This is a genomic window from Clostridium peptidivorans, from assembly GCF_900205925.1.
In the GTDB taxonomy this organism is placed as follows: Bacteria; Bacillota; Clostridia; order Clostridiales; family Clostridiaceae; genus Clostridium_AK; species Clostridium_AK peptidivorans.
The window spans coordinates 1-21,853 of the sequence record NZ_OAOD01000023.1; the positions used below are offsets into that span (position 1 = coordinate 1).

Sequence of the window (21,853 nt, forward strand, 5' to 3'; positions counted from 1 at the left end):
AGGTGAACGTCGCGAGTTCGAATCTCGTCTTCCGCTCCAAATATGCGGGTGTAACTCAATGGTAGAGTGCTAGCCTTCCAAGCTAGTTACGAGGGTTCGATTCCCTTCACCCGCTCCAAATTTTTAGATACTTAGATGCGCTTTAAGCGCCCATAGCTCAGCTGGATAGAGTGACGGACTTCGAATCCGGAGGTCGCAGGTTCGACTCCTGTTGGGCGCACCATAACATACGGCATTACGTAATAGGTTGATATATAGGAGCTTGTAAAATTTTTTTAAAGTTTTACAAGCTCTTTTTTATTTACCCAGCAGATATACTGCTTGTGATTTTTAAATCATAATGCAAATTTATTGTTAAATCTAAGTTAATTTTTTAACTTGAACTTAATTAATTTTTATATTATAATATAGATAACGATTACAGATTGAGGTTGGTGAGAACATGAAGACATATACATCACTTTTTTTGAAGGAAATATCTAATAGAATAAATTTTTTAATAAATCTTTATAATATTTCAGAAAATAAAATGGCCTTATCTGATAGAGTTATATCTGATTTTAATATAGCTATTTTAAAGAGAAAAGGATATATAATGGTAGGAGAAGAAAACTCCTGTAGTGTTGCATATTTAACTGAAAAGGGAAGAATTCTAGCAAAAGAAAATATGAATCACAATAATGAATTAAGCATGGGCATTTGTTAATTACAAAAAAAGTTAGAAGCTATTAGTGTACTAATAGCTTTTTTTTATTTATATAAAATATAATTCGAAATGAAGGAAAGACATGTTAAAACTATCATATATAATTTGAAATATTTCGAAAAATACATTTGGGAAAATTATTTATTGCGATAATTGTAGGTTTTTGTTATTATAGACAATGGCAAATGAAATATTATGCTGAATAATATATCAGGAGGATGATAAAAATTGCATATTAAGAAGATGTCTAATACAACTAAGATATTAATTGCATTAATTATGGGTATTGTCTTTGGAATAATATCTAATTTTGCTTTTTCGGAACAAGTTAAGTTAACTTTGAATATGTGGATATTACAGCCTGTGGGAAATATTTTCTTAAGGGCTATTAAAATGTTAGTAGTTCCTTTGGTTATGTTTTCTTTAATATGTGGAGTAACTAGTATAAGTGATATGGGTAAGCTTGGCAGAGTTGGAGGAAAGATATTTTCATACTATATGTTAACTACTGCCATAGGAGTAACAATAGCGTTATTTTTTGCGAATTTGCTAAAGCCAGGTGTTGGGGTAGCTTTGACCGCAGGAAGCAGTGAAATAAAGAGTGCTGCTCCACCTTTTATTATGGATATACTTGTGAATATGGTTCCAACAAATCCTATAGAAGCTATGGTAAAAGGGGACATGCTTCAAATAATAGTATTTTCTATTGTTTTTGGTATAGCTATTAATATCATAGGAAATCCAGTAAAACCACTTGTAAATATTTTAAATCAAATAAATGAAGTATTATTAAAAATGATAGGATTAATTATGAATTTAGCACCTTATGGTGTTTTTGCACTCATTTCTAGTGTAGTGGCTAGTCAGGGGATAAAAGTTTTAATACCACTTTTAAAATATTTCTTTGTATGTTTATTTGTAATGGTAATACATGTAGTAGTCGTATATGGAGGATTATTAAAGGTTTTAGGAAAGTTAAGTCCTATTAAATTTTTCAAAAAGTTTTGGCCGGTTATGGTACTAGCTTTAAGTACTTCTAGTAGTAATGCTACTATACCTATGAATTTAGATACTTGTGAAAAAAAGTTAGGTATTTCAAAACCTGTGGCAAGTTTTACAATTCCATTTGGAGCTACTATAAATATGGATGGAACTTCAATAATGCAGGGGGTAGCAGCGTTATTTATTGCTCAAATATATGGAATAGACTTAAGTATGCAGCAACAGCTAATGATAATTCTTACAGCAACACTAGCATCTATCGGAACAGCAGGGGTTCCAAGTTCTGGAGTAGTAATGCTTTCTATGGTACTTCAGCAAGTAGGACTTCCTTTAGAGGGAGTGGCTTTAGTATTGAGTATAGATAGACTTGTAGATATGGCAAGAACTGCAGTAAATATCACAGGAGATGCTGTAGGTACATTAATTGTAGCTAAGTCTGAAGGCGAAATAGATTTAGAAGTATATAATGATATGAATAAAATTGAAGAAGCAGCGTAATATAAAGATGGTACAATCATCAATTTGTGATGATTGTATCATCTTTTTTATAAAAAAGATGAAATATTTAACAAAGTGAAATTTGCTGATTTATAGCGAAATCATGCAAGTAACACTTGATTTTTATTAAGAAGTATTGTATTATATTTTTAACAAAGTAATTAACGAACATTATACTTGAATAAAAATAAAATATTCGCACTCATATATGCTTAGAAATAGGGTCTAAGTGTTTCTACCAGGCAACCGTAAATTGCTGGGCTATGGGTGTTTATTGAGCTATTGTTGTTATTTTTTAATGCAATTAGCTTTTTAAACTCCCAAATTTTTTTGGGAGTTTTTATTTTTACTCTATAGGAAATTATATATTTTTATATTTGTGAATAACTTTTATATCTATTAAAAAGATACTTCTATAGAGTAAAAAGATGGGTGCAGGGAAGGCACTTCCCGCCGCTTTCAGGAGGGTGCTCAGACGCATAGCGTCGTCGAAGGGAACCTAGGGTTCCATAGCGAAAGCGACGTAGGAGCTTTTTTTATAATAAATGCTTAAAATAGATTGAATTATGTATAATTTACTAATAAATCATACATAGAAAGGGATGAAAATATGAATAAATTAGTAAATAAAATTATCCGAGAAGGTAAGGTTATAGAAGATAGAATATTAAAAGTTGATAATTTTTTAAATCATCAAATTGATGTAGAATTGTTTAACTGGATGGGAAAAGAATTTAAAGAAAGATTTAAGGATAAAGATATAAACAAAATAATGACTTTGGAAACCTCTGGGATAGGTATTGCATGTATAGTAGCGCAATATTTTGATAATGTACCAGTAGTATTTGCAAAAAAACATTCAGGTACTAATATGGATGCAAATGTATATGAAGCAGATGTATATTCCTTTACAAAAAACAAGGATTATAAGATAAGAGTTTCTAAGAATTATTTGAACGAGAATGATAAGGTACTTATAATAGATGATTTTCTAGCCATGGGAAGCGCATCAGCAGGACTTATTAGTTTATGCGAACAAGCAGGGGCAGCTGTAGAAGGAATAGGAATAGCAATAGAAAAGAAGTTTCAACAAGGAAGACAGGAAATATTAAATAAGGGAATACAATTAGAATCCTTAGCAATAGTTGAAGCATTAGAAGATGGAAAAGTTGTATTTAGCAAAGAATAATATGCTTTTAATTTTGATTCTAAATAAAATTTTAATATAAAAATTATATAGGGGGAACATTAAGATGAAAAAATTTAAAATAACATCTTTATTATTAGCATCTGTAATGTGTATAGGATTAGCTTTAGCAGGATGTGGAAGTAGCAAAAAAGAAGCAAGTACTCAAACTGCTGCATCAGACAAAAATGACACAAAGGTAGGATTTTTGTATGTAGGACCTGTAGGAGATGGCGGATGGACATATTCTCACGATGAAGGCAGAAAGTACTTAGAAAAAGAGCTAAAGGTTCCAACTATTTATAAAGAATCTGTTAAAGAGGATACTGCTGAAGTACAAAAAGTTGTAGAAGACATGATAAATCAAGGCTGTAATGTAATAATTGGTACAAGCTTTGGATTTATGGATGGAATGGAAAAAGAAGCTCAAAAGCACAAAGATGTTAAGTTTTTACACGCATCAGGATACAAGTCTTCAGAAAATATGGCTAATTATTTTGGAAGAATATATCAAGCAAGATATCTTTCAGGTATAGTTGCAGGAATGAAAACAAAAACAAATAAAATAGGATACGTAGGTGCATTTTCAATTCCAGAGGTTGTAAGAGGAATAAATGCATTTACACTAGGAGTAAAATCAGTTAATCCAAAGGCAGAGGTTTCAGTTAAATGGACAAATACTTGGTATGACCCTGCAAAAGAAAAGGAAGCAGCTAAGGCATTACTTGCAGAAGGAGCAGATGTAATAACTCAGCACCAAGATACAGCAGGACCACAGCAAGCAGCAGAAGAAAAAGGAGCATTTTCTATAGGATATAACACAGATATGAAAGATAAAGCGCCAAAGGCATATATGACAGCGCCTGTATGGAACTGGGGACCATATTATGTTGAGCAAGTAAAGGCAATTAAAGAAGGAACATGGAAATCACAAAACGTTTGGGGTGGACTGGAAACAGGTATGGTAGCACTTGCTCCATTAACTGAAAATGCACCGGCTGGAGCAAAGGAAGCAGTTGAAAAGGCTCAGAAGGAAATAATGGACGGAAAGAATAAAATATTTGTAGGACCAATAAAGGATCAAAGCGGAAATATAAAGGTTGAAAAAGATAAGGTTATGACAGATGAAGAACTATTAAGCTTTGATTGGTTTGTAGAAGGTGTAAAGGGTCAATTAGCAAAATAAATAAAAGTATAGGTGATGATTATGAATAAAACTGTTCCATATATAGTTATGAAAGATATAAATAAAAGCTTCGGAAAAGTCATAGCAAATAAAAATATAAACTTTAAAGTTCATGGCGGAGAAGTTCATGCTCTTTTAGGGGAAAATGGAGCAGGAAAGAGTACACTTATGAATATGCTATCTGGGGTTTATACTCCAGATAGCGGAAGCATTTGTGTACATGGAAAAGATACATTTTTTTCATCTCCTAAGGATTCCATAAACCATGGAATAGGAATGATATATCAACATTTTAAATTAGTAGATAACATGACGGTATTTCAAAACATAATAATTGGTCAAAAAAATAGTTTTTTTATAAATAAAGGGGCTGCATTAAATAAAATAAATGAAATATGTGATAAGTTTGGAATAGATATTTCATTAGATAAATTGATAAAGGATATGTCCGTAGGAGAAAAACAAATAGTAGAAATAATTAAGGTTTTATATAGGGGAGCAGATATACTTATATTTGATGAACCAACTACGGTTTTTACACCTCAAGAAGTAAGTAAGTTGTTTAAAATAATAAATAAAATGAGAGAAAATAATTGTGCTGTAATTTTTATATCTCACAAAATGGATGAGGTTATGGAAATATGCGATAAGATAACTATTTTAAGAAAAGGAGAAACAGTATCAACTATCGATATAAAAGAAGCTTCTCCTAAAATATTGGCAGAGCTTATGGTTGGAAAGGCATTAAACTTATCTATAAAAAGAGCTGATGTAAATTTTAAAGAAGAACTTTTAAAAGTAAAAGATTTAGTAGTTTTAAATGAAGAAAAAGCTAAAGCTGTAAAGGGAATAACATTCAATGTTAAAAAGGGAGAAGTAGTTGGAATTGCAGGAGTAGCAGGAAGTGGTCAAAAGGAAATATGTGAAGCAATATCTGGAATATATCCTATAGAATCTGGAGAAATAACTATGGAAGGTGAAAATATGGTTGGCCTTTCACCAAGAGATATTATTAAAAAGGGCATAAGTATGAGCTTTGTACCAGAGGATAGACTTGGCATGGGACTCATAGGTTCAATGGATATAGTAAATAATCTTCTCTTGAAATCTTATCACAAACAAAAAGGATTTTTACTTAGAAAGAAAGAAGCTGAAGAAAAGGCAATTAATATAAAAAAACACTTTGATATAAAAACTCCTAGTATATATTACCCAGTAAAAAATCTTTCTGGCGGAAATATTCAAAAGATACTTTTAGGAAGAGAATTAGATTTAAAGCCGAAACTTCTTATAATGGCTTATCCGGTTAGAGGACTTGATATAAATACATGTTATACCATATATAACTTAATTGATGAACAAAAGAAAAGCGGAGTATCCACGTTATATATTGGTGAAGACATAGATGTTCTTATAAATTTATGTGATAGAATTATTGTGCTTTGTAATGGAGAGGTTACAGGGGAACTTAAGGGTAAAGAAGCTACAAGAGAAAAGGTAGGATATTTAATGGCAGGAAATAAAATAGAAGGCGAGGAATACGAAGTTGTTTAAAATAATTAAGATAGAAGAAATTACAACTAAAAGAAGTATACTCATAAGATGTATTTCCATAGCATTAGCCTTTTTAGTAGTAGCTGCATTTATAAGCATTTTAGGATTAAATCCTATTAAAGTATATGGAGCAATGCTAAAAGGCTCTTTTGGATCTTTATATAGTATAAAAGAGACAATAGTAAAGTCTATTCCTCTCATAATAACCGCTCTTGGAGTTTCTATAGCATTTAAGATGCAGTTTTGGAATATTGGAGGAGAAGGTCAAATAGTTATGGGGGCCCTCTTTTCATCATATTTTGCATTAAATTTTTCTGATATGAATAAATTTTTACTATTAACCATTATGGCTGTAGCAGGTATGGTAGGTGGAGCAATATGGGCGTATATTCCTTCAATTTTAAAGTTTAAATTTAATACCAATGAAACGATAGTAACTCTTATGATGAATTATATAGCTTTAAAGTTTGTTACGTATCTTCAATATGGACCATGGAAAGACCCTAAAGCTCAGGGCTTTCCTAAGATAGCTAGCTTTTCTGATAATGCAGTACTTCCTGAAGTTATGGGAGTGCATTTAGGATGGATTATAACTTTAATACTGGTTATAGCTGTGCATGTATTTATAAATCATACTAAAAAGGGATACGAAATATCTGTGCTTGGAGAAAGTGAGAAAACAGCTATTTATGCAGGAATTAATATAAAAAGAACACTTATTATAGCAATGCTTTTAAGTGGAGGATTATGTGGCCTTACGGGTATGATTCAAGCATCCGCAGTGAGTGGCACTTTATCCGTAGAAGTATCTGGAGGAGTAGGATACACTGCTATAATAGTAGCTTGGCTTTCAGCTTTAAAGGCACCAGTTATATTAATCGTGGGAGTATTATTTGCGGCTCTTTTAGAAGGAGGAGCATTTATACAAACAGCCTTTGGAATACCTGAAGCTGCAGCGTTAATATTACAATCAACTATACTTTTCTTTGTACTAGGAAGTGAATTTTTTATAAAGTATAAGGTAGTAGCAAAAAATACAATGAAAGTACTTAAGGAGGCAGCTTAATATGGATATGATAATTTCTTTACTTCAAGCTTCCATAGTAGCCGGAACTCCACTCTTATTTGCAACTTTAGGAGAACTTATTTCAGAGAAATCTGGAAATTTAAATCTCGGAGTAGAAGGTATGATGCTTATGGGAGCAGTTATAGGATTCATGGTTGGAATTAAAACAGAAAATCCTATAATTGCAATATTAGGTGCAATGATAGCCGGAGCTTTAGGCGCGCTTATATATTCATTTTTAACAGTATCCTTAAGGGCAAATCAAGTAGTATCAGGTCTTACCTTAACCATATTTGGTACAGGATTTTCAAGTATGGTAGGAAAAAGCTTAATAGGCCAAGTAGCACCAAATGCAATAAAAGATTTCTTTAAGCCTGTATTTGTGCCAATACTTGGGCATATTCCTTTTATAGGTGAAATATTCTTTAGACAGGATTTATTTGTGTATTTAGGATATGTATTAGCAGTTGCAATGGGAATATATATGTATTGTACCTCAAAAGGATTAAATTTAAGGGCTGTAGGAGAGAATCCAAAATCTGCTGATGCAGCGGGAATAAACATAAATTTATATAAATACATTCATCTTCTTATAGGAGGAGCTTTATGTGGACTTGGCGGTGCTTATTTATCACTAGTGTATGTGCCAGCTTGGCAGGAGGGAATAACCGCAGGAAGAGGATGGATAGCTGTAGCCTTAGTTATATTTGTATCCTGGAATCCATATAAGGCGTTAATAGGTGCATATGTATTTGGGGCATTGGATATAGTGGGATTTAGAATGCAGGGATTAAATATAAATATTTCTCAGTATATAATAGATATGATGCCATATGTAGTTACTATAATTGCTATGGTAGTAGTTTCGGCTAAAAATTCTATTAATAGTTTACCACCTAAGGGACTTGGAGTATCATATTTTAGAGAAGAGAGATAAAAATTATACTTGACTTTTAACAAGACAAGTGGTACTCTTTTTACAAAGAGTAATATAAATGTTTTCCTTTAAGAAAGGTTCTGTGAGACCTAAAAGGAATGGTAATTAGTGTGTATAAAATTAATTTAAATGATATGTTAAATTAATTTTATGTTAGGTGCGAGACTATACCTTCCTTTTGATAAAAGGAAGGTTTTTTTATGCCTTTAAGATAGTACTGTGATACTAAAAAGGAGGAGATAATAATGATAAAGGTAAGAGATTTAATTGACCCAACTGACTTCTCAACAGATGAAATAAATGAAATTTTAATACTAGCTCAAGATATGGAAAAAAATCCAGAGAGGTATTCAAATCTATGTAGTGGCAAAATACTTGCTGCACTATTCTATGAACCAAGCACTAGAACAAGATTAAGTTTTGAAGCAGCAATGCTAAGACTTGGAGGAAGAATTATAGGTTTTTCAGAGCCTAATTCAACTTCTATATCCAAGGGAGAAAGTCTTGAAGATACTATAAAAATTATATCTTGTTATTCGGATATTATTGCTATAAGACATCCTCAGGAAGGCTCTGCAAAGAGGGCTTCTCTATACTCTGATGTCCCTGTAATAAATGCAGGGGATGGAGCTAATCAACATCCTACTCAAACATTAACAGATTTATCAACTATTCAAAATTTAAAAGGAAGATTATCAAATCTTACAGTAGGGCTTTGTGGAGACTTGAAGTTTGGTAGAACAGTTCACTCTCTTATAAAGGCTTTGTCTAGATATTCAAATAATAAAATTATTTTAATATCACCTGACGAATTAAAAATTCCAGATTATATTAAAGAGGAAGCTTTAAAAAACACTTCAATGGAAATTCAAGAAGTTAAATCTTTAGAAGAAGTCATAGATAATCTAGATATACTTTATATGACTAGAATACAAAAAGAAAGATTCAGCAGTGAAGAGGAATACTTAAGGCTTAAAGACAGCTATATATTAACTAAAGAAAAATTAAAAAATGCTAAAGATGATATGTTAGTACTTCATCCTCTACCAAGAGTTAATGAAATACATCCTGAGATAGATTTAGATAAAAGAGCGGCGTATTTTAAACAAGCACGATATGGAATGTATGTAAGAATGGCTCTTATATCAAAGCTTTTGGGGGTGATATAACATGGAACTTTTAATTAAGGGAGCAAGAGTTGTAGATTGGAGTAGCGATTTCATAGGAGATGTTTATATAAAAGATGGACTTATATATGAAATAGGATCAGATTTAATTAAAAATTGCAGCACTATAGATGCAAGAGGAAAATTACTGATGCCATCTTTTGTAGACTTGCACACTCATTTTAGAGATCCAGGATTTACTCATAAAGAAGATATGCTAAGTGGAAGTAAGGCGGCTGTAAAGGGCGGATATACTGCAGTAAATCTTATGGCAAATACAAATCCAGTGTGCAGCAATAAAGAAACTATAGAGTATGTACTTAATAAGAGTCGTGAAGTAGCCTTAGTAGATGTGCATCAAGTAGCCTCTATAACCAAAGGCTTTGATGGAAATACATTAACTAGTTTTGATGAATTAGGTAATGAGGTAAGAATGATTTCGGAAGATGGAAAAGATGTATTAAATAGCAAAGTTATGATGAATGCAATGATAAAGGCAAAGGAGAATAACTTTACAGTACTTTGTCATTCTGAAGATGAAACTTTAGCTTCCACAGATTCTAGAATGGCAGAAAATTTAATGACTTGGAGAAATATAACATTATCTAAGTATACAGGATGTAAAATGCATCTTTGCCATGTAAGTACAAAGGAAGCAATTGATTATATTAAGGAAGCTAAGGATAAAGAAACTAAGTTAACCTGTGAGGTAACCCCTCATCACATAGCACTATGGGACTCAGATTATAGCGTAAATCCACCTATAAGAAATAAAGAAGATGTAGATTATATAGTAAGTGCTATAAGAGAAGGATATGTAGATGCTATAGCCACAGATCATGCTCCACATACCATAGAGGATAAGTTAAAAGGAAGCCCAGGAATTTCAGGAATAGAAACATCTTTTTCAGTATGCTATACAAGGCTTGTAAAAGAAGAAGGATTAAGTTTAAATAAACTATCAGAAGTTATGTCTAAAAATCCATCAAGGATAATGGGAATAAATAAGGGAGAAATAGAGATTGGAAAAGATGGAGATTTGGTTTTAATAGATATAGATAAGAAAATAGAAATAGATGCTAGTAAATTTAAATCAAAGGGTAAAAATACACCGTTTGAAGGAATGAGCGTTTACGGGGAAATATTGAAGACTATAAGATATGGCGAAATAGTTTATGAAAAGGAGAATCTTGAATGTTAATAGATAGATTATATGAAGAAGTGGAATCAAAGGGAAATGTATGTGTAGGACTTGATACGTGTATGGAGTATATCCCAAAGGAGTTTAAAGATAAATATCATTTTGAAGAAGATGCAATATTTAGGTTTAACCAAAGAATTATAGATGCCACTTATGATATTGCAGCTTGCTTTAAAGTTCAAATAGCCTATTATGAGGCATTAGGAATTAAGGGAATGATGGCATATAAGAAAACCTTAGAATATATAAGAAGCCAAGGAAATATAGCCATATCTGATATAAAAAGAGGAGATATTTCTTCAACAGCAAGCATGTATGCTAAGGCTCATTTTGAAGGAGATTTTGAAACGGATTTTATAACATTAAGTCCTTACATGGGGATGGACAGCATAGAGCCATATTTAGATTATGTAAAAGACAAAGAAAAGGGTATCTTTGTACTTGTAAGAACGTCTAATGAAGGAGCAAAAGACATAGAATTTTTAAATACTAAAGATGGAAAAAAAGTATATGAAACAGTTGGAGAAAAAATTGAAGCCATAGGTGAAAATTTTATGGGAGACTGTGGATACAGCTCTATAGGCGGAGTAATTGGTTGTACTCATAGAGAAGATGCATTAAAGATTAGAGAAAAGTTTAATAATACCTTCTTTTTAATACCAGGTTACGGAGCACAAGGCGGCACAGAAGAAGATGTAAGCTTATATCTCAATGAGGGAAATGGAGGAGTAGTAAATTCTTCAAGAGGAATTCTACTTGCTTATAAAAAATATAAAGATTCTTCTTTAAGCTTTGAAGAGTGCTCTCGCGCTGAAGCCTTAAGTATGAGAGATAAAATAAAAAAAAGCTGCATGATTTATAGAAATCTGTGATTTCGTTATAAATCAGTACATCTCAAGACAGTGAGATGTTTCACTAAAAATACATGCTGTATATAAATAGGAAAGGGTGTAGGTTTTATATATGAAAAATGTGAAAGTTTTAGAAAATAAATATATATCTGAAGATATATATAAATTAAAATTAGAAGGAAATTTTACTGGAAAGCCAGGACAATTTTTTATGCTAAGAGCTTGGGAACAAGAACCTATACTTAACAGACCTATAAGTATACATGATATAGATGATGAAGGAATAAGCTTTTTATATCATGTATGTGGAAAAGGAACGGAAATATTTAAAAATCTGAAAACTAACGATGAAGTAAAGGTTATGGGGCCACTCGGTAACGGCTTTCCATTAGAAAATATAAGCGGGAAAGTTGCAGTTATAACTGGAGGAATAGGAATAGCTCCTATGAACTATGTTGTAAAAAACCTTAAAAATTGTGATATAGACTTATATTCAGGTTTCAGGGAAGAAGTATACGGAATGGAAGAGCTGAAGTCTTATGTAAAAGACTTATATATATCTACTGAAAATGGTGTACAAGGACATAAGGGATATATAACAGAGATATTTAATCCTGATAAGTATGAAATAGTACTATGTTGCGGCCCGGAAATTATGATGAATAAGGTCATTGAAATGTGTAAGGAAAAGAAAGTACCTTTATATGTATCCTTAGAAAAGAAGATGGCTTGTGGTATAGGAGCATGTCTTGTATGTACTTGCAAGACAAAGGATGGAAATAAAAAAAGTTGTAAAGATGGCCCTGTATTCTTAGCAGAAGAATTGGAGGAATAGATATGAAGGTTAATATATGTGGAATTGAGTTTAAAAATCCAGTTATAGCTGCATCAGGAACCTATGGATTTGGAAAAGAATACAGTGAGTTTTATGATGTAGGTGAACTGGGAGGAATAAGTACAAAGGGACTTACGATAAATAAAAAAGAAGGAAATGAAGGAATTAGAATACATGAAACATCTTCAGGAATATTAAACAGTGTAGGACTGCAGAATCCAGGAATAGAAAGTTTTATAAATGAAGAATTACCTGAGATGATGAAGATGAATACAGTGATAATGGCCAATATAGGGGGCGGAACTTTAGAAGATTATCTTCAGGCTGTAGATAAAATTAATAAAACTGACGTAGACATGATAGAACTAAACATATCTTGTCCTAATGTAAAGGACGGAGGTATGGCATTTGGAATAAAATCTAAAGTGGCTTATGAAGTGGTAAGTAAGGTAAGAAGTATATGCAAAAAACCACTTATTGTAAAGTTATCTCCTAATGCTGAAGATATAGTAGATATGGCGGTGAAGTGTCAAGAAGCTGGAGCGGATTCCATATCTCTAGTAAATACATTTAAGGGCATGGCTATAGATATAAAGACTAAAAAACCTGTATTCAACAATGTCACTGCAGGGCTTTCGGGACCGGCTATAAAACCTATAGCTTTAAGAATGGTATATGAGGTATGTAAGGAAGTTTCCATACCTGTAATTGGAATGGGAGGCATAACAACTTGGAAGGATGCCGTAGAATTTATTATGGCAGGAGCGCATGCTATACAAGTGGGAACTGCTAATTTTATGAATCCTTATGCAGCTTTAGAAATTGTACAGGGAATAAAAGAGTATATGAACAAAGAGGGAATAAAAGATTTATCAGAAATAAGAGGAATTATTTAAAATTAAAGGAGAGATAATTTATGGGAAAAGATATAAATGTAATAGATATATTAAGAGAATGTGAAGCACTACTAGAGGGACACTTTTTATTATCATCAGGAAGACATAGTGATAAATACTGCCAATGTGCAAGACTTTTACAATATCCAGATAAGGCAGCAAAGGTTTTAAGCATTGTAGCAGATAAGCTAAAAAATATTGAGTTTGATATAGTAGTTGGCCCAGCTATGGGAGGAGTAGTCGTAGCTTATGAGCTAGCAAGGCAGTTAAATAAGCCTGGAATATTTACAGAAAGACAAGAAGGGATAATGACCTTAAGAAGAGGATTTGAAATTAAAAAGGGACAAAAGGTAATAATATCTGAAGATGTAATAACTACAGGAAAATCTTCCTTAGAAGTAGCTAAATTAATAGAAGAATTAGGCGGAGAAGTGGTTGCACTTTGTTCAATAGTAGATAGAAGGGGAGAAGGAGTGGAAGTTCCTTATCCTGTATATAGTGCTATAAAGCTAGAAGTAAATTCTTATGAAAAGGAAGAATGTCCACTTTGCAGCGCAAATATACCATACGTAAAGCCAGGAAGCAGAAATATAAAATAAGGGGGGATATACATGAAGGGATATCTATATTTAGAAGATGGAAAGGTCTATGAAGGAAAAATAGCTGGAGAAGTTAAAGAAACCTTAGGAGAGATAGTATTTAATACTTCTATGACAGGATATGAAGAAATACTTACAGATCCATCTTATGCAGGACAGATTATAAACATGACTTATCCCCTAATAGGAAACTACGGAATAAATAGCTTTGATGTAGAAAGTAATAAGGTTCATGCTAAGGGCTTAGTTGTAAAGGAATTAAGCAAAACTCCTTCACATTATTTAAATGAACAGGATTTAAATAATTTCTTAAACAATATGGGGATAACTGTACTATATGATGTGGATACAAGAGCAATAACTAAAAGAATAAGAGAAAAAGGAACTATGAAGTGTGTAATATCCAATGAAATATATAGTGAAGAAAAGCTTAAGGAATTATTTCAAAAGGATTTTGGAAGTGATTTTGTAAAACAAGTAAGTACTAAAGAAGTAGTTCATATAAAAGGCGATGGATTTAAAGTTGCTTTAATGGATTTCGGAGCTAAGGCCAATATAATTAGAAGTTTAAAAGAAAGAAAATGTGACATAACAATATTTCCATACAATACATCTGCGGAAGAAATATTAAGTATACAGCCAGATGGAGTGCTTTTAAGTAATGGGCCAGGAGATCCAAAAGAGATGACTGAAGCTGTAGAAAATATAAAAAAGCTTATAGATAAAGTACCTGTATTTGGAATATGTTTAGGACATCAAATGCTTTCATTAGCATTAGGCGGAGATACATATAAATTAAAATATGGACACAGAGGCGGAAATCATGGCGTTCACGATATAGAGAAAGATAAGGTGTTCATAACTTCCCAAAATCATAGTTATGCAGTACAAGAAGAAAGTATTAAGGATAAAGATATAGTAATTACTCATGTAAATTTAAATGATGGAACTATAGAGGGAATAAGACACAAGCACTATAAAGTTTTTTCTGTACAATTTCATCCAGAGGGATGTCCAGGACCACAGGATTCAGCATATCTCTTTGAAAAATTTTTAGATAATATGGCAAGCAGTAATAAAACAATAAGTGCATAAATAGGAGGTAAAAATTATGGCATTAGATAAAAGTTTAAAGAAGGTTTTAATACTAGGTTCAGGTCCTATAATAATCGGACAGGCTGCTGAATTTGATTACTCAGGAACTCAAGCTTGTACTGCTGTAAGAGAAGAGGGAATTGAGGTAGTTCTAGTAAATAGTAACCCTGCTACTATAATGACTGATACTGAAATAGCAGATAAAGTATATATAGAGCCCCTTGATGTAGAGTCTATAGAAGAGATAATAGAAAAGGAAAGACCTGAAGGTATTATGGCTGGATTTGGAGGACAAACAGCTTTAAATCTTGCTATGGAACTTAAAGATCAAGGGGTACTTGATAAGTTTCAAGTTAAGCTTCTTGGTATAAATAGTGATGCCATAAAAAAATCAGAGGATAGAGAAGAATTTAAAAAGTTAATGCTAGAAATAGGACAGCCTATTCCAGAAAGCATCATAGCTACAAATGTTGATGAGTGTAAGGAATTTGTAACTACTCACGGATTTCCTGTAATAATAAGACCAGCCTTTACCTTAGGAGGAACAGGTGGTGGAATTGCTTCTAACATAGAAGAGCTTGTAGAAATATGCTCAAGAGGAATAAATATGAGTCCTATAAATCAAATATTATTAGAGCAAAGTGTTGCAGGATGGAAAGAAATAGAATACGAAGTTATAAGAGATAAAAAAGATAACTGTATTATAGTATGTAATATGGAAAATATGGATCCTGTAGGAATACATACAGGTGATAGTATAGTAGTTGCTCCATCACAAACTTTAAGAGATAAAGAATATCAAATGCTTAGAAAAGCTTCTACAGATATAGTAAGAAGCTTAAAAATAGAAGGAGGATGTAATGTACAACTTGCATTAAATCCTAATGAGAATAAATATGTAGTAATTGAAGTAAATCCAAGGGTAAGCAGATCTAGCGCACTAGCTTCTAAAGCTACAGGATATCCTATAGCAAAAATAGCATCAAAAATTGCGTTAGGATATAGCTTAGATGAACTTAGGAATCCTGTTACAGGAAATTCTAGTGCATGTTTTGAACCAGCTATAGACTATATAGTAACTAAGATACCTAGATGGCCTTTTGATAAATTTGAAAGGGCAGATAGAAAACTTGGAACACAAATGAAGGCAACAGGGGAAGTTATGGCATTGGCGAGAAGCTTTGAAGCATCTCTTATGAAGGCTGTAGCATCTTTAGATGGAAATATAAATTCTCTTTTAGTAGATGAAATTATGAGATTGTCCTTAGATGAAATAAAGGATGGCATAAGATGCCAAGATGATAGAAGATTATTTTTTATAGCAGAAGCTATAAGAAGAGACATGTCTTTAAATGAAATACATGAAATAACTAAAATTGATATGTGGTTCTTAGATGGAATAAATAACATAATAAGTATGGAAAGAAAACTTCAAAGTGAAGGATTAAATATATATAACTTAAGAGAATGCAAAAAAATGGGCTTTTCAGATAAGGATATAAGTAAGATTGTAGACCTTAGTGAAGAATATATAGAGGAAATGAGAAGAGAAAATAATATAGTACCATCCTATAAAATAGTAGATACTTGCAGCGGGGAATTTGAAGCAACTACTCCATATTATTATTCTACTTATGGTGAAGAGGATGAAAATATAATAAGTAGTGAAAGAAAGATATTAATAGTTGGGTCAGGTCCTATAAGAATAGGTCAGGGAATAGAGTTTGATTACTGCTCTGTGCATGGAATATGGGCAGTTAAAAAGAATGGATATTCACCTATAATAATAAATAGTAATCCAGAAACAGTTAGTACAGATTTTGATATAGCGGATAAATTATACTTTGAACCTATAACAATAGAAAATGTTATAGATATAATACAAAGAGAAAAAATAGAAGGAGTTATATTAGAATTTGGAGGGCAAACTTCTATAAATTTAGCAATGGAACTTAATAAAAGGGGAATAAAAATATTTGGAACTTCCTTTGAATCCATTGATATAGCAGAAGATAGAGATAAATTCGGTAAATTCCTTAAGAGTTTAGGCATATATGCACCAGAAGGAAAGTGTGCAAGAAATAGGGAAGAAGCCATTGCAGCAGCAGAGGAACTTGGATATCCTCTTGTACTTAGACCTTCTTATGTTATAGGTGGAAGAGCTATGGAGATAATTCATAACGATGAAGGACTCTTAAAATATATAACTGAAGCTGTAAAAGTATCTAAGGAACATCCTATTCTTATAGATAGATATATAATGGGTACGGAAATAGAAGTAGATGCACTTTGTGATGGAGAGGAAATATTAATCCCAGGAATAATGGAGCATATAGAAAGAACTGGAGTGCATTCCGGAGATAGTATAACTGTATATCCACCAGTGAGTTTAAGTAAGGAAGTAATAGACACTTTGGTCCATCATACAAAACAAATAGCAGTAGGATTAAATATAAAAGGACTAGTAAATATACAATATGCTTTTGACGGAGAAAGGGTTTATGTTATAGAAGTTAATCCACGAGCATCAAGAACAGTGCCTATATTAAGTAAAGTGACAAAAGTACCTATGATTGATATTTCCTTGGAAATAAAGCTAGGAAAAAGTCTGAAGGAGTCTAATTATGGAACGGGAATTCTTCCAAATAAAAATTACTATGCAGTAAAGGCACCTGTATTTTCAGGTGAAAAGTTAAATAATGCGGATATATATCTAGGACCAGAAATGAAGTCTACAGGTGAAGTATTAGGCATAGATGAAGATTTTAATAAAGCAGTTTATAAGGCATTTAGATCTACAGGAATTAATTTAAATGAAAACAATCATATTTATGTATCCTTAAATGAATTTGAAAAAAATCAGGAAACTTTAGATATATTAAAAAAATACAACAGCTTAGGATTTTCAATTATAGCATCTGAAGGAACTACAAGATTTTTAAATTCAAATGGAATAGATTCTATGGAAGCATCTTTTAAGGAAATAGTAAATTGTATAAGGAAAAATAAAATTTCATTAGTTATAAATATACCTAATAAGGGTAATGATTCCAGTAGGCAAGGGTTTAAATTAAGAAGTATTTGTACAGCTTGTAAAATCCCACTATTTACTTGTATGGATACAGCTAAAATATTTGCAGATTCTTATTTTTCAAAAAATTAATTTTTATAAAAAACTATTACTAAATACCTCCTAATTGAGTTATAATAAATTGTGCATAGCATATTTGGTTAAATATTGTAGAAAATTATTAGGAGGGATTTGGTGTGGGGAAACCAAGTATTTTTAGTAGCAATTATAATCGAAGAATGAAAAAACGAAGAATATTCATAGGTTTGATAGTAATTTGTGCTATATTAGCAGTAACAGCCACTTGGTTACTTACAAAAGATAGTTTTAAGAAAAAAGTGACAGATATTAAAACTGATTTTTTGACAAAGGAAAATAATATAAGCAAACAAATAGATAAGGAAAGCCAAAAGAATTTAAATAAAAAACAAAATGAAGTTAAATCTCCAACTGAAAAAACTGTAAAGGAAAATAAAGAAGAAGCATATGATCTAGCTCTTGCAAATGGATCAAAGATAAAAGTTGTATATGAAGGGCAAGGAGAAGAAAAAAAGTTTAAACACATATTACCTTTAGAAAGTAAGACACAATATGATATAAGCCCTAATGGAAAAGCGGCAGTTGTGTTTGATGATAAAGTACAAAGAATAAAATACATAGACATATCTGGAAAGATAACAGATATAACAAGAAATCAATATGTTTCAACTGGTGGAAATGTAGTAGTAAATCATGATGAATTGCTTCAATCTAGATCGGATTACATATGGTGCACGTCGCCTAAATTTATTGATGATAATAACATAGCATATATAAGTCAGCTTCCATGGTTAAATAAGTCTACTAAATATATATGGATAACAAATACACAGGGAAGTAATCATGTTTATGTTACAAGTGTTAGTGGAGAAAATATAAAGTTTAATAACATTGATCCAAAGGGGTTAGCTATTACAATAGATGGCAATGTATTTTACCTAAAAACTACTGGAGAGGTTATAAAATAATGATACATAATGAAGATGCCATGAAAATAGGTTTATCCTCAGCAAGTTTCTATCCTCATATACAAGTAGAAGACAGCATAAAAGTTATGAAGGAACTGGGATTTGATTCGGGAGAACTTTTTTTAAATACTTATCAAGAGTATGAAGAAGATTTTGCAAAAAAGGTTCTACAAGAGAAGCTAATGTACGATTTTAATATTAAATCTGTACATAGCTTTTCTTCTTCTTTTGAGCCTTATCTTTTTGATGACTATAAAAGAAGAAGAGATGATATGTTTAAATATTTTAAAAAGATGTGTAGAGCTGCTAGAATAATGGGAGCTACATGCTACACTTTTCATGGAATGCGTATTGGAAATATAGAAAATGTAAATTGGAATTTAGTTATAGACTTATATAATAAGCTCATATATACAGCTGCAGAAGAAGGAATAAAGTTAGCACAAGAAAATGTAGCATGGTGTATGTCTTCTAATATAAATTTTTTACAAAACTTAATTGAAAAATGCAAATATCCTATATACTTTACATTAGATATTAAGCAATCCTATAGAGCATCTGTTCCAATAGATGAATATCTAAAGGTTATGAATGGAAGGCTTGTAAACCTTCATTTGAATGATAAAGATGAAAAAAGTTTATGTAAGCTTCCAGGTAGAGGAAAAGTTGATTTCAAAGGCTTATTTTTAAAGCTTAAAGACATGAATTATAAGGGTCCAGGTGTAATAGAAGTTTACAGTGAGAATTATAATAAATATGATGAAATAATAGAATCAAGAGATTTTTTAAAAAAATGCATAATATATACATAATATAAAAGAAAATTTATTTGTAAAATTTGAAGTATTTGTATATAATTATTTAAAGGATAAGGCTAAAAGTTAGGATTAAAGTAAAATGATTGTAAACATATATAAATAATTAAAAATATATGTTATAATATTGTGGTTTAAAACATAAGAGGTAATTAGGAGGAGTAACATTATGAACGTTAATATGGAAAAAATAGAAAAGAATGTTGTTAAATTAGAAATAACGGTAGAAGCAGCAAAATTTAATGAAGCTGTTAAAAAGGCATATTCAAAAAATGTTAAGCAATTTAATATTCCAGGCTTTAGAAAAGGTAAAGCTCCTATGAATATAATCAAAAAGCATTATGGAGAAGGCGTATTTTATGAAGATGCTATAAATTTCTGCTGTGATGAAACTTATCCAGAAGCATTAAAGCAATATGATATAAAGCCAGTTGATTATCCATCTATAGACATACTTGAAATAGGCGAAGGAAAGGATTTCAAATATTCTGCTACAGTTACAGTAGTTCCAGAAGTAGAATTAGGTGAATATAAAGGAATAGAAGTTAAGAAAAACACATACGAAGTAAATGATGAAGAAATAGAAAATGAATTAAAAACTATGCAAGAAAGAAATGCAAGAATTGAAGTTAAAGCAGAAGATGCTGTAGTTGAAAATGGTAATATAGCTACTATAGATTTCAAAGGATATGTAGATGAAGTTGCTTTTGAAGGTGGAGAAGGTTTTGATTATCCACTAGAAATAGGTTCAGGTACATTCATTGATACTTTTGAAGAGCAATTAGTGGGAATGAAAGTGGGAGAAACAAAAGACGTTAATGTTAATTTCCCAGAACAGTATGGCAGAGATGATTTAAATAGCAAGCCAGCTAAATTTGTAGTTACTATAAAAGAAATAAAAGCTAAGGAACTTCCAGCATTAGATGATGAATTTGCTAAGGAAGTTTCAGAGTTTGATACATTAGAAGAAATGAAGGCTGATTTAAGAAAGAAAAAAGAAGAAGAAAACAGCTTAAGAGCTCAAAGAGAATATGAAGAGGCTGTTATAAATGCAGCTTGTGAAAATGCAACAGTTGAAATACCAGAAGTTATGGTAACTAATGAAACAAATAACATGTTAAAGGATCTTGAAATGAGATTAAAATATCAAGGATTAGATCTTAACACATACTATCAATATACTAATAGCAGTGAAGAAAAAGTTAGAGAATATATGAATGATACTGCTGTGAAAAGAGTAAAAACTGATTTAGTTTTAAATGAAATTTCAAAAGCAGAAAACATAGAAGCAACTGATGAAGAAATAATGGAAAAAGCTAAAGAAATGGCTGAACAATATGGTGGAAATGAAGTTGAAAAAACTGCTAAGTTAATAGCTACTTCTCAAAAGTCAGCTCTTAAAATGGATGTAGTGAATGAAAAAGTTATAAAATTATTAGTTGACAATAGCAAAACTATAGCTTAATATGTATTTACAATTAATTGCCAGGAAGAATTTCTGGCAATTAATTTTAATTTACTAAATAAGGGGAATAATCAAAATATACTATAACATTTATAACAGGGAGGAGAATGTTTATGAGTTTAGTTCCAGTTGTTGTAGAACAAACAAATAGAGGGGAAAGATCCTATGATATTTATTCTAGACTTTTAAAGGATAGAATAATAATGCTAAGTGATGAAGTAAACGATGTTACTGCAAGCTTAGTAGTATCACAGTTATTATTCTTAGAAGCAGAAGATCCAGACAAAGATATATATTTGTACATAAATAGTCCAGGAGGTTCTATTACTTCTGGTATGGCAATTTATGATACTATGCAATATATTAAACCTGATGTATGTACTATTTGTGTTGGTATGGCAGCCTCAATGGGAGCATTTTTACTTGTAGCAGGAGCAAAGGGAAAAAGATATGCGCTACCTAACAGTGAAATAATGATACATCAACCACTTGGAGGATTCCAAGGTCAAGCTACAGATATAGGCATACATGCAAAGAGAATTTTAAATATCAAGAAGAAGTTAAATACAATACTAAGTGAAAGAACTGGTCAGCCGCTAGAAGTAATTGAAAGAGATACTGAAAGAGATAACTTTATGGAAGCTTACGAAGCTAAGGAATATGGACTAATAGATGAAGTTATGACCAAGAAAAAATAACCTTATTGTGAGGTGTGAAT

General features: G+C 31.5%; 19 protein-coding genes, 2 tRNA genes and 1 riboswitch. All 21 genes read left to right on the plus strand.

Going from position 1 to position 21,853, the window contains the following annotated elements:
• Nucleotides 1-44: 44 nt before the first annotated feature.
• The 21 genes from CRN98_RS14655 (at nucleotide 45) to clpP (ending at nucleotide 21,833) form a co-directional block, all read left to right on the plus strand.
• Nucleotides 45-118 (plus strand) — tRNA-Gly (locus CRN98_RS14655).
• 28 nt (nucleotides 119-146) lie between these two features.
• Nucleotides 147-223: transfer RNA gene (locus tag CRN98_RS14660), tRNA-Arg, on the plus strand.
• Between the two features lie 219 nt (nucleotides 224-442).
• Nucleotides 443-706 carry a hypothetical protein gene (locus tag CRN98_RS14665; RefSeq protein WP_097028178.1) on the plus strand — a complete coding sequence of 88 codons (264 nt, stop codon included), beginning with the start codon at nucleotides 443-445 and terminating at the stop codon, nucleotides 704-706.
• Between the two features lie 228 nt (nucleotides 707-934).
• A complete protein-coding gene (locus CRN98_RS14670) occupies nucleotides 935-2,206 on the plus strand; it encodes a dicarboxylate/amino acid:cation symporter (protein ID WP_341455819.1) in 1,272 nt (423 codons plus the stop codon).
• Between the two features lie 182 nt (nucleotides 2,207-2,388).
• Nucleotides 2,389-2,490: riboswitch (purine riboswitch) on the plus strand.
• 326 nt (nucleotides 2,491-2,816) lie between these two features.
• Nucleotides 2,817-3,395: a xanthine phosphoribosyltransferase gene (locus CRN98_RS14675; protein ID WP_097028179.1), complete on the plus strand. Its 579-nt coding sequence runs from the start codon at nucleotides 2,817-2,819 to the stop codon at nucleotides 3,393-3,395.
• A 64-nt stretch (nucleotides 3,396-3,459) separates the two neighbouring features.
• Nucleotides 3,460-4,578 carry a BMP family ABC transporter substrate-binding protein gene (locus CRN98_RS14680; RefSeq protein WP_097028180.1) on the plus strand — a complete coding sequence of 373 codons (1,119 nt, stop codon included), beginning with the start codon at nucleotides 3,460-3,462 and terminating at the stop codon, nucleotides 4,576-4,578.
• A gap of 21 nt (nucleotides 4,579-4,599) precedes the next feature.
• Nucleotides 4,600-6,132, plus strand: coding sequence for an ABC transporter ATP-binding protein (locus CRN98_RS14685; protein WP_097028181.1), 1,533 nt, complete (start codon nucleotides 4,600-4,602; stop codon nucleotides 6,130-6,132).
• Nucleotides 6,125-7,198, plus strand: a complete 1,074-nt coding sequence (locus tag CRN98_RS14690; protein ID WP_097028182.1) for an ABC transporter permease — start codon at nucleotides 6,125-6,127, stop codon at nucleotides 7,196-7,198. The genes CRN98_RS14685 and CRN98_RS14690 overlap by 8 nt, the downstream gene beginning before the upstream one ends.
• A gap of 1 nt (nucleotide 7,199) precedes the next feature.
• Nucleotides 7,200-8,135: an ABC transporter permease gene (locus CRN98_RS14695; protein WP_097028183.1), complete on the plus strand. Its 936-nt coding sequence runs from the start codon at nucleotides 7,200-7,202 to the stop codon at nucleotides 8,133-8,135.
• Nucleotides 8,136-8,380: 245 nt separating this feature from the next.
• Nucleotides 8,381-9,304 carry an aspartate carbamoyltransferase gene (gene pyrB, locus CRN98_RS14700; RefSeq protein ID WP_097028184.1) on the plus strand — a complete coding sequence of 308 codons (924 nt, stop codon included), beginning with the start codon at nucleotides 8,381-8,383 and terminating at the stop codon, nucleotides 9,302-9,304.
• Between the two features lies 1 nt (nucleotide 9,305).
• Entirely contained in the window at nucleotides 9,306-10,502 is a 1,197-nt protein-coding gene (locus CRN98_RS14705) for a dihydroorotase (protein ID WP_097028185.1), read from the plus strand.
• A complete protein-coding gene (gene pyrF / locus CRN98_RS14710; protein WP_097028186.1) occupies nucleotides 10,496-11,374 on the plus strand; it encodes an orotidine-5'-phosphate decarboxylase in 879 nt (292 codons plus the stop codon). The genes CRN98_RS14705 and pyrF overlap by 7 nt, the downstream gene beginning before the upstream one ends.
• Before the next feature lie 91 nt (nucleotides 11,375-11,465).
• Nucleotides 11,466-12,188, plus strand: coding sequence for a dihydroorotate dehydrogenase electron transfer subunit (locus CRN98_RS14715; RefSeq protein ID WP_097028187.1), 723 nt, complete (start codon nucleotides 11,466-11,468; stop codon nucleotides 12,186-12,188).
• Between the two features lie 2 nt (nucleotides 12,189-12,190).
• Nucleotides 12,191-13,084, plus strand: coding sequence for a dihydroorotate dehydrogenase (locus CRN98_RS14720; RefSeq protein WP_097028188.1), 894 nt, complete (start codon nucleotides 12,191-12,193; stop codon nucleotides 13,082-13,084).
• 20 nt (nucleotides 13,085-13,104) lie between these two features.
• The gene (gene pyrE / locus CRN98_RS14725) at nucleotides 13,105-13,683 is read left to right on the plus strand and encodes an orotate phosphoribosyltransferase (protein ID WP_097028189.1); all 579 of its coding nucleotides are present in this window, start codon (nucleotides 13,105-13,107) and stop codon (nucleotides 13,681-13,683) included.
• A gap of 12 nt (nucleotides 13,684-13,695) precedes the next feature.
• Nucleotides 13,696-14,778, plus strand: a complete 1,083-nt coding sequence (gene carA, locus CRN98_RS14730; protein ID WP_097028190.1) for a glutamine-hydrolyzing carbamoyl-phosphate synthase small subunit — start codon at nucleotides 13,696-13,698, stop codon at nucleotides 14,776-14,778.
• Nucleotides 14,779-14,794: 16 nt separating this feature from the next.
• Nucleotides 14,795-17,941, plus strand: coding sequence for a carbamoyl-phosphate synthase (glutamine-hydrolyzing) large subunit (carB, locus tag CRN98_RS14735; protein ID WP_097028191.1), 3,147 nt, complete (start codon nucleotides 14,795-14,797; stop codon nucleotides 17,939-17,941).
• A 104-nt stretch (nucleotides 17,942-18,045) separates the two neighbouring features.
• Entirely contained in the window at nucleotides 18,046-18,855 is an 810-nt protein-coding gene (locus CRN98_RS14740; RefSeq protein ID WP_097028192.1) for a hypothetical protein, read from the plus strand.
• 20 nt (nucleotides 18,856-18,875) lie between these two features.
• Nucleotides 18,876-19,667 carry a sugar phosphate isomerase/epimerase family protein gene (locus CRN98_RS14745; RefSeq protein ID WP_097028215.1) on the plus strand — a complete coding sequence of 264 codons (792 nt, stop codon included), beginning with the start codon at nucleotides 18,876-18,878 and terminating at the stop codon, nucleotides 19,665-19,667.
• A 172-nt stretch (nucleotides 19,668-19,839) separates the two neighbouring features.
• Complete coding sequence (gene tig / locus CRN98_RS14750; RefSeq protein WP_097028193.1) at nucleotides 19,840-21,135, plus strand: trigger factor; 1,296 nt, start codon at nucleotides 19,840-19,842, stop codon at nucleotides 21,133-21,135.
• A gap of 113 nt (nucleotides 21,136-21,248) precedes the next feature.
• Nucleotides 21,249-21,833: an ATP-dependent Clp endopeptidase proteolytic subunit ClpP gene (gene clpP, locus CRN98_RS14755; protein WP_097028194.1), complete on the plus strand. Its 585-nt coding sequence runs from the start codon at nucleotides 21,249-21,251 to the stop codon at nucleotides 21,831-21,833.
• Nucleotides 21,834-21,853: the final 20 nt, after the last annotated feature.

Coding starts and splice junctions, on each gene's coding strand:
- CRN98_RS14715 (WP_097028187.1), top strand. CDS start 11,466: ATGAAAAATGTGAAAGTTTTAGAAAATAAATATATATCTGAAGATATA.
- pyrF (WP_097028186.1), top strand. CDS start 10,496: ATGTTAATAGATAGATTATATGAAGAAGTGGAATCAAAGGGAAATGTA.
- carA (WP_097028190.1), top strand. CDS start 13,696: ATGAAGGGATATCTATATTTAGAAGATGGAAAGGTCTATGAAGGAAAA.
- pyrB (WP_097028184.1), top strand. CDS start 8,381: ATGATAAAGGTAAGAGATTTAATTGACCCAACTGACTTCTCAACAGAT.
- CRN98_RS14680 (WP_097028180.1), top strand. CDS start 3,460: ATGAAAAAATTTAAAATAACATCTTTATTATTAGCATCTGTAATGTGT.
- CRN98_RS14665 (WP_097028178.1), top strand. CDS start 443: ATGAAGACATATACATCACTTTTTTTGAAGGAAATATCTAATAGAATA.
- CRN98_RS14720 (WP_097028188.1), top strand. CDS start 12,191: ATGAAGGTTAATATATGTGGAATTGAGTTTAAAAATCCAGTTATAGCT.
- carB (WP_097028191.1), top strand. CDS start 14,795: ATGGCATTAGATAAAAGTTTAAAGAAGGTTTTAATACTAGGTTCAGGT.
- CRN98_RS14705 (WP_097028185.1), top strand. CDS start 9,306: ATGGAACTTTTAATTAAGGGAGCAAGAGTTGTAGATTGGAGTAGCGAT.
- clpP (WP_097028194.1), top strand. CDS start 21,249: ATGAGTTTAGTTCCAGTTGTTGTAGAACAAACAAATAGAGGGGAAAGA.
- CRN98_RS14675 (WP_097028179.1), top strand. CDS start 2,817: ATGAATAAATTAGTAAATAAAATTATCCGAGAAGGTAAGGTTATAGAA.
- CRN98_RS14695 (WP_097028183.1), top strand. CDS start 7,200: ATGGATATGATAATTTCTTTACTTCAAGCTTCCATAGTAGCCGGAACT.
- tig (WP_097028193.1), top strand. CDS start 19,840: ATGAACGTTAATATGGAAAAAATAGAAAAGAATGTTGTTAAATTAGAA.
- CRN98_RS14685 (WP_097028181.1), top strand. CDS start 4,600: ATGAATAAAACTGTTCCATATATAGTTATGAAAGATATAAATAAAAGC.
- CRN98_RS14745 (WP_097028215.1), top strand. CDS start 18,876: ATGAAAATAGGTTTATCCTCAGCAAGTTTCTATCCTCATATACAAGTA.
- pyrE (WP_097028189.1), top strand. CDS start 13,105: ATGGGAAAAGATATAAATGTAATAGATATATTAAGAGAATGTGAAGCA.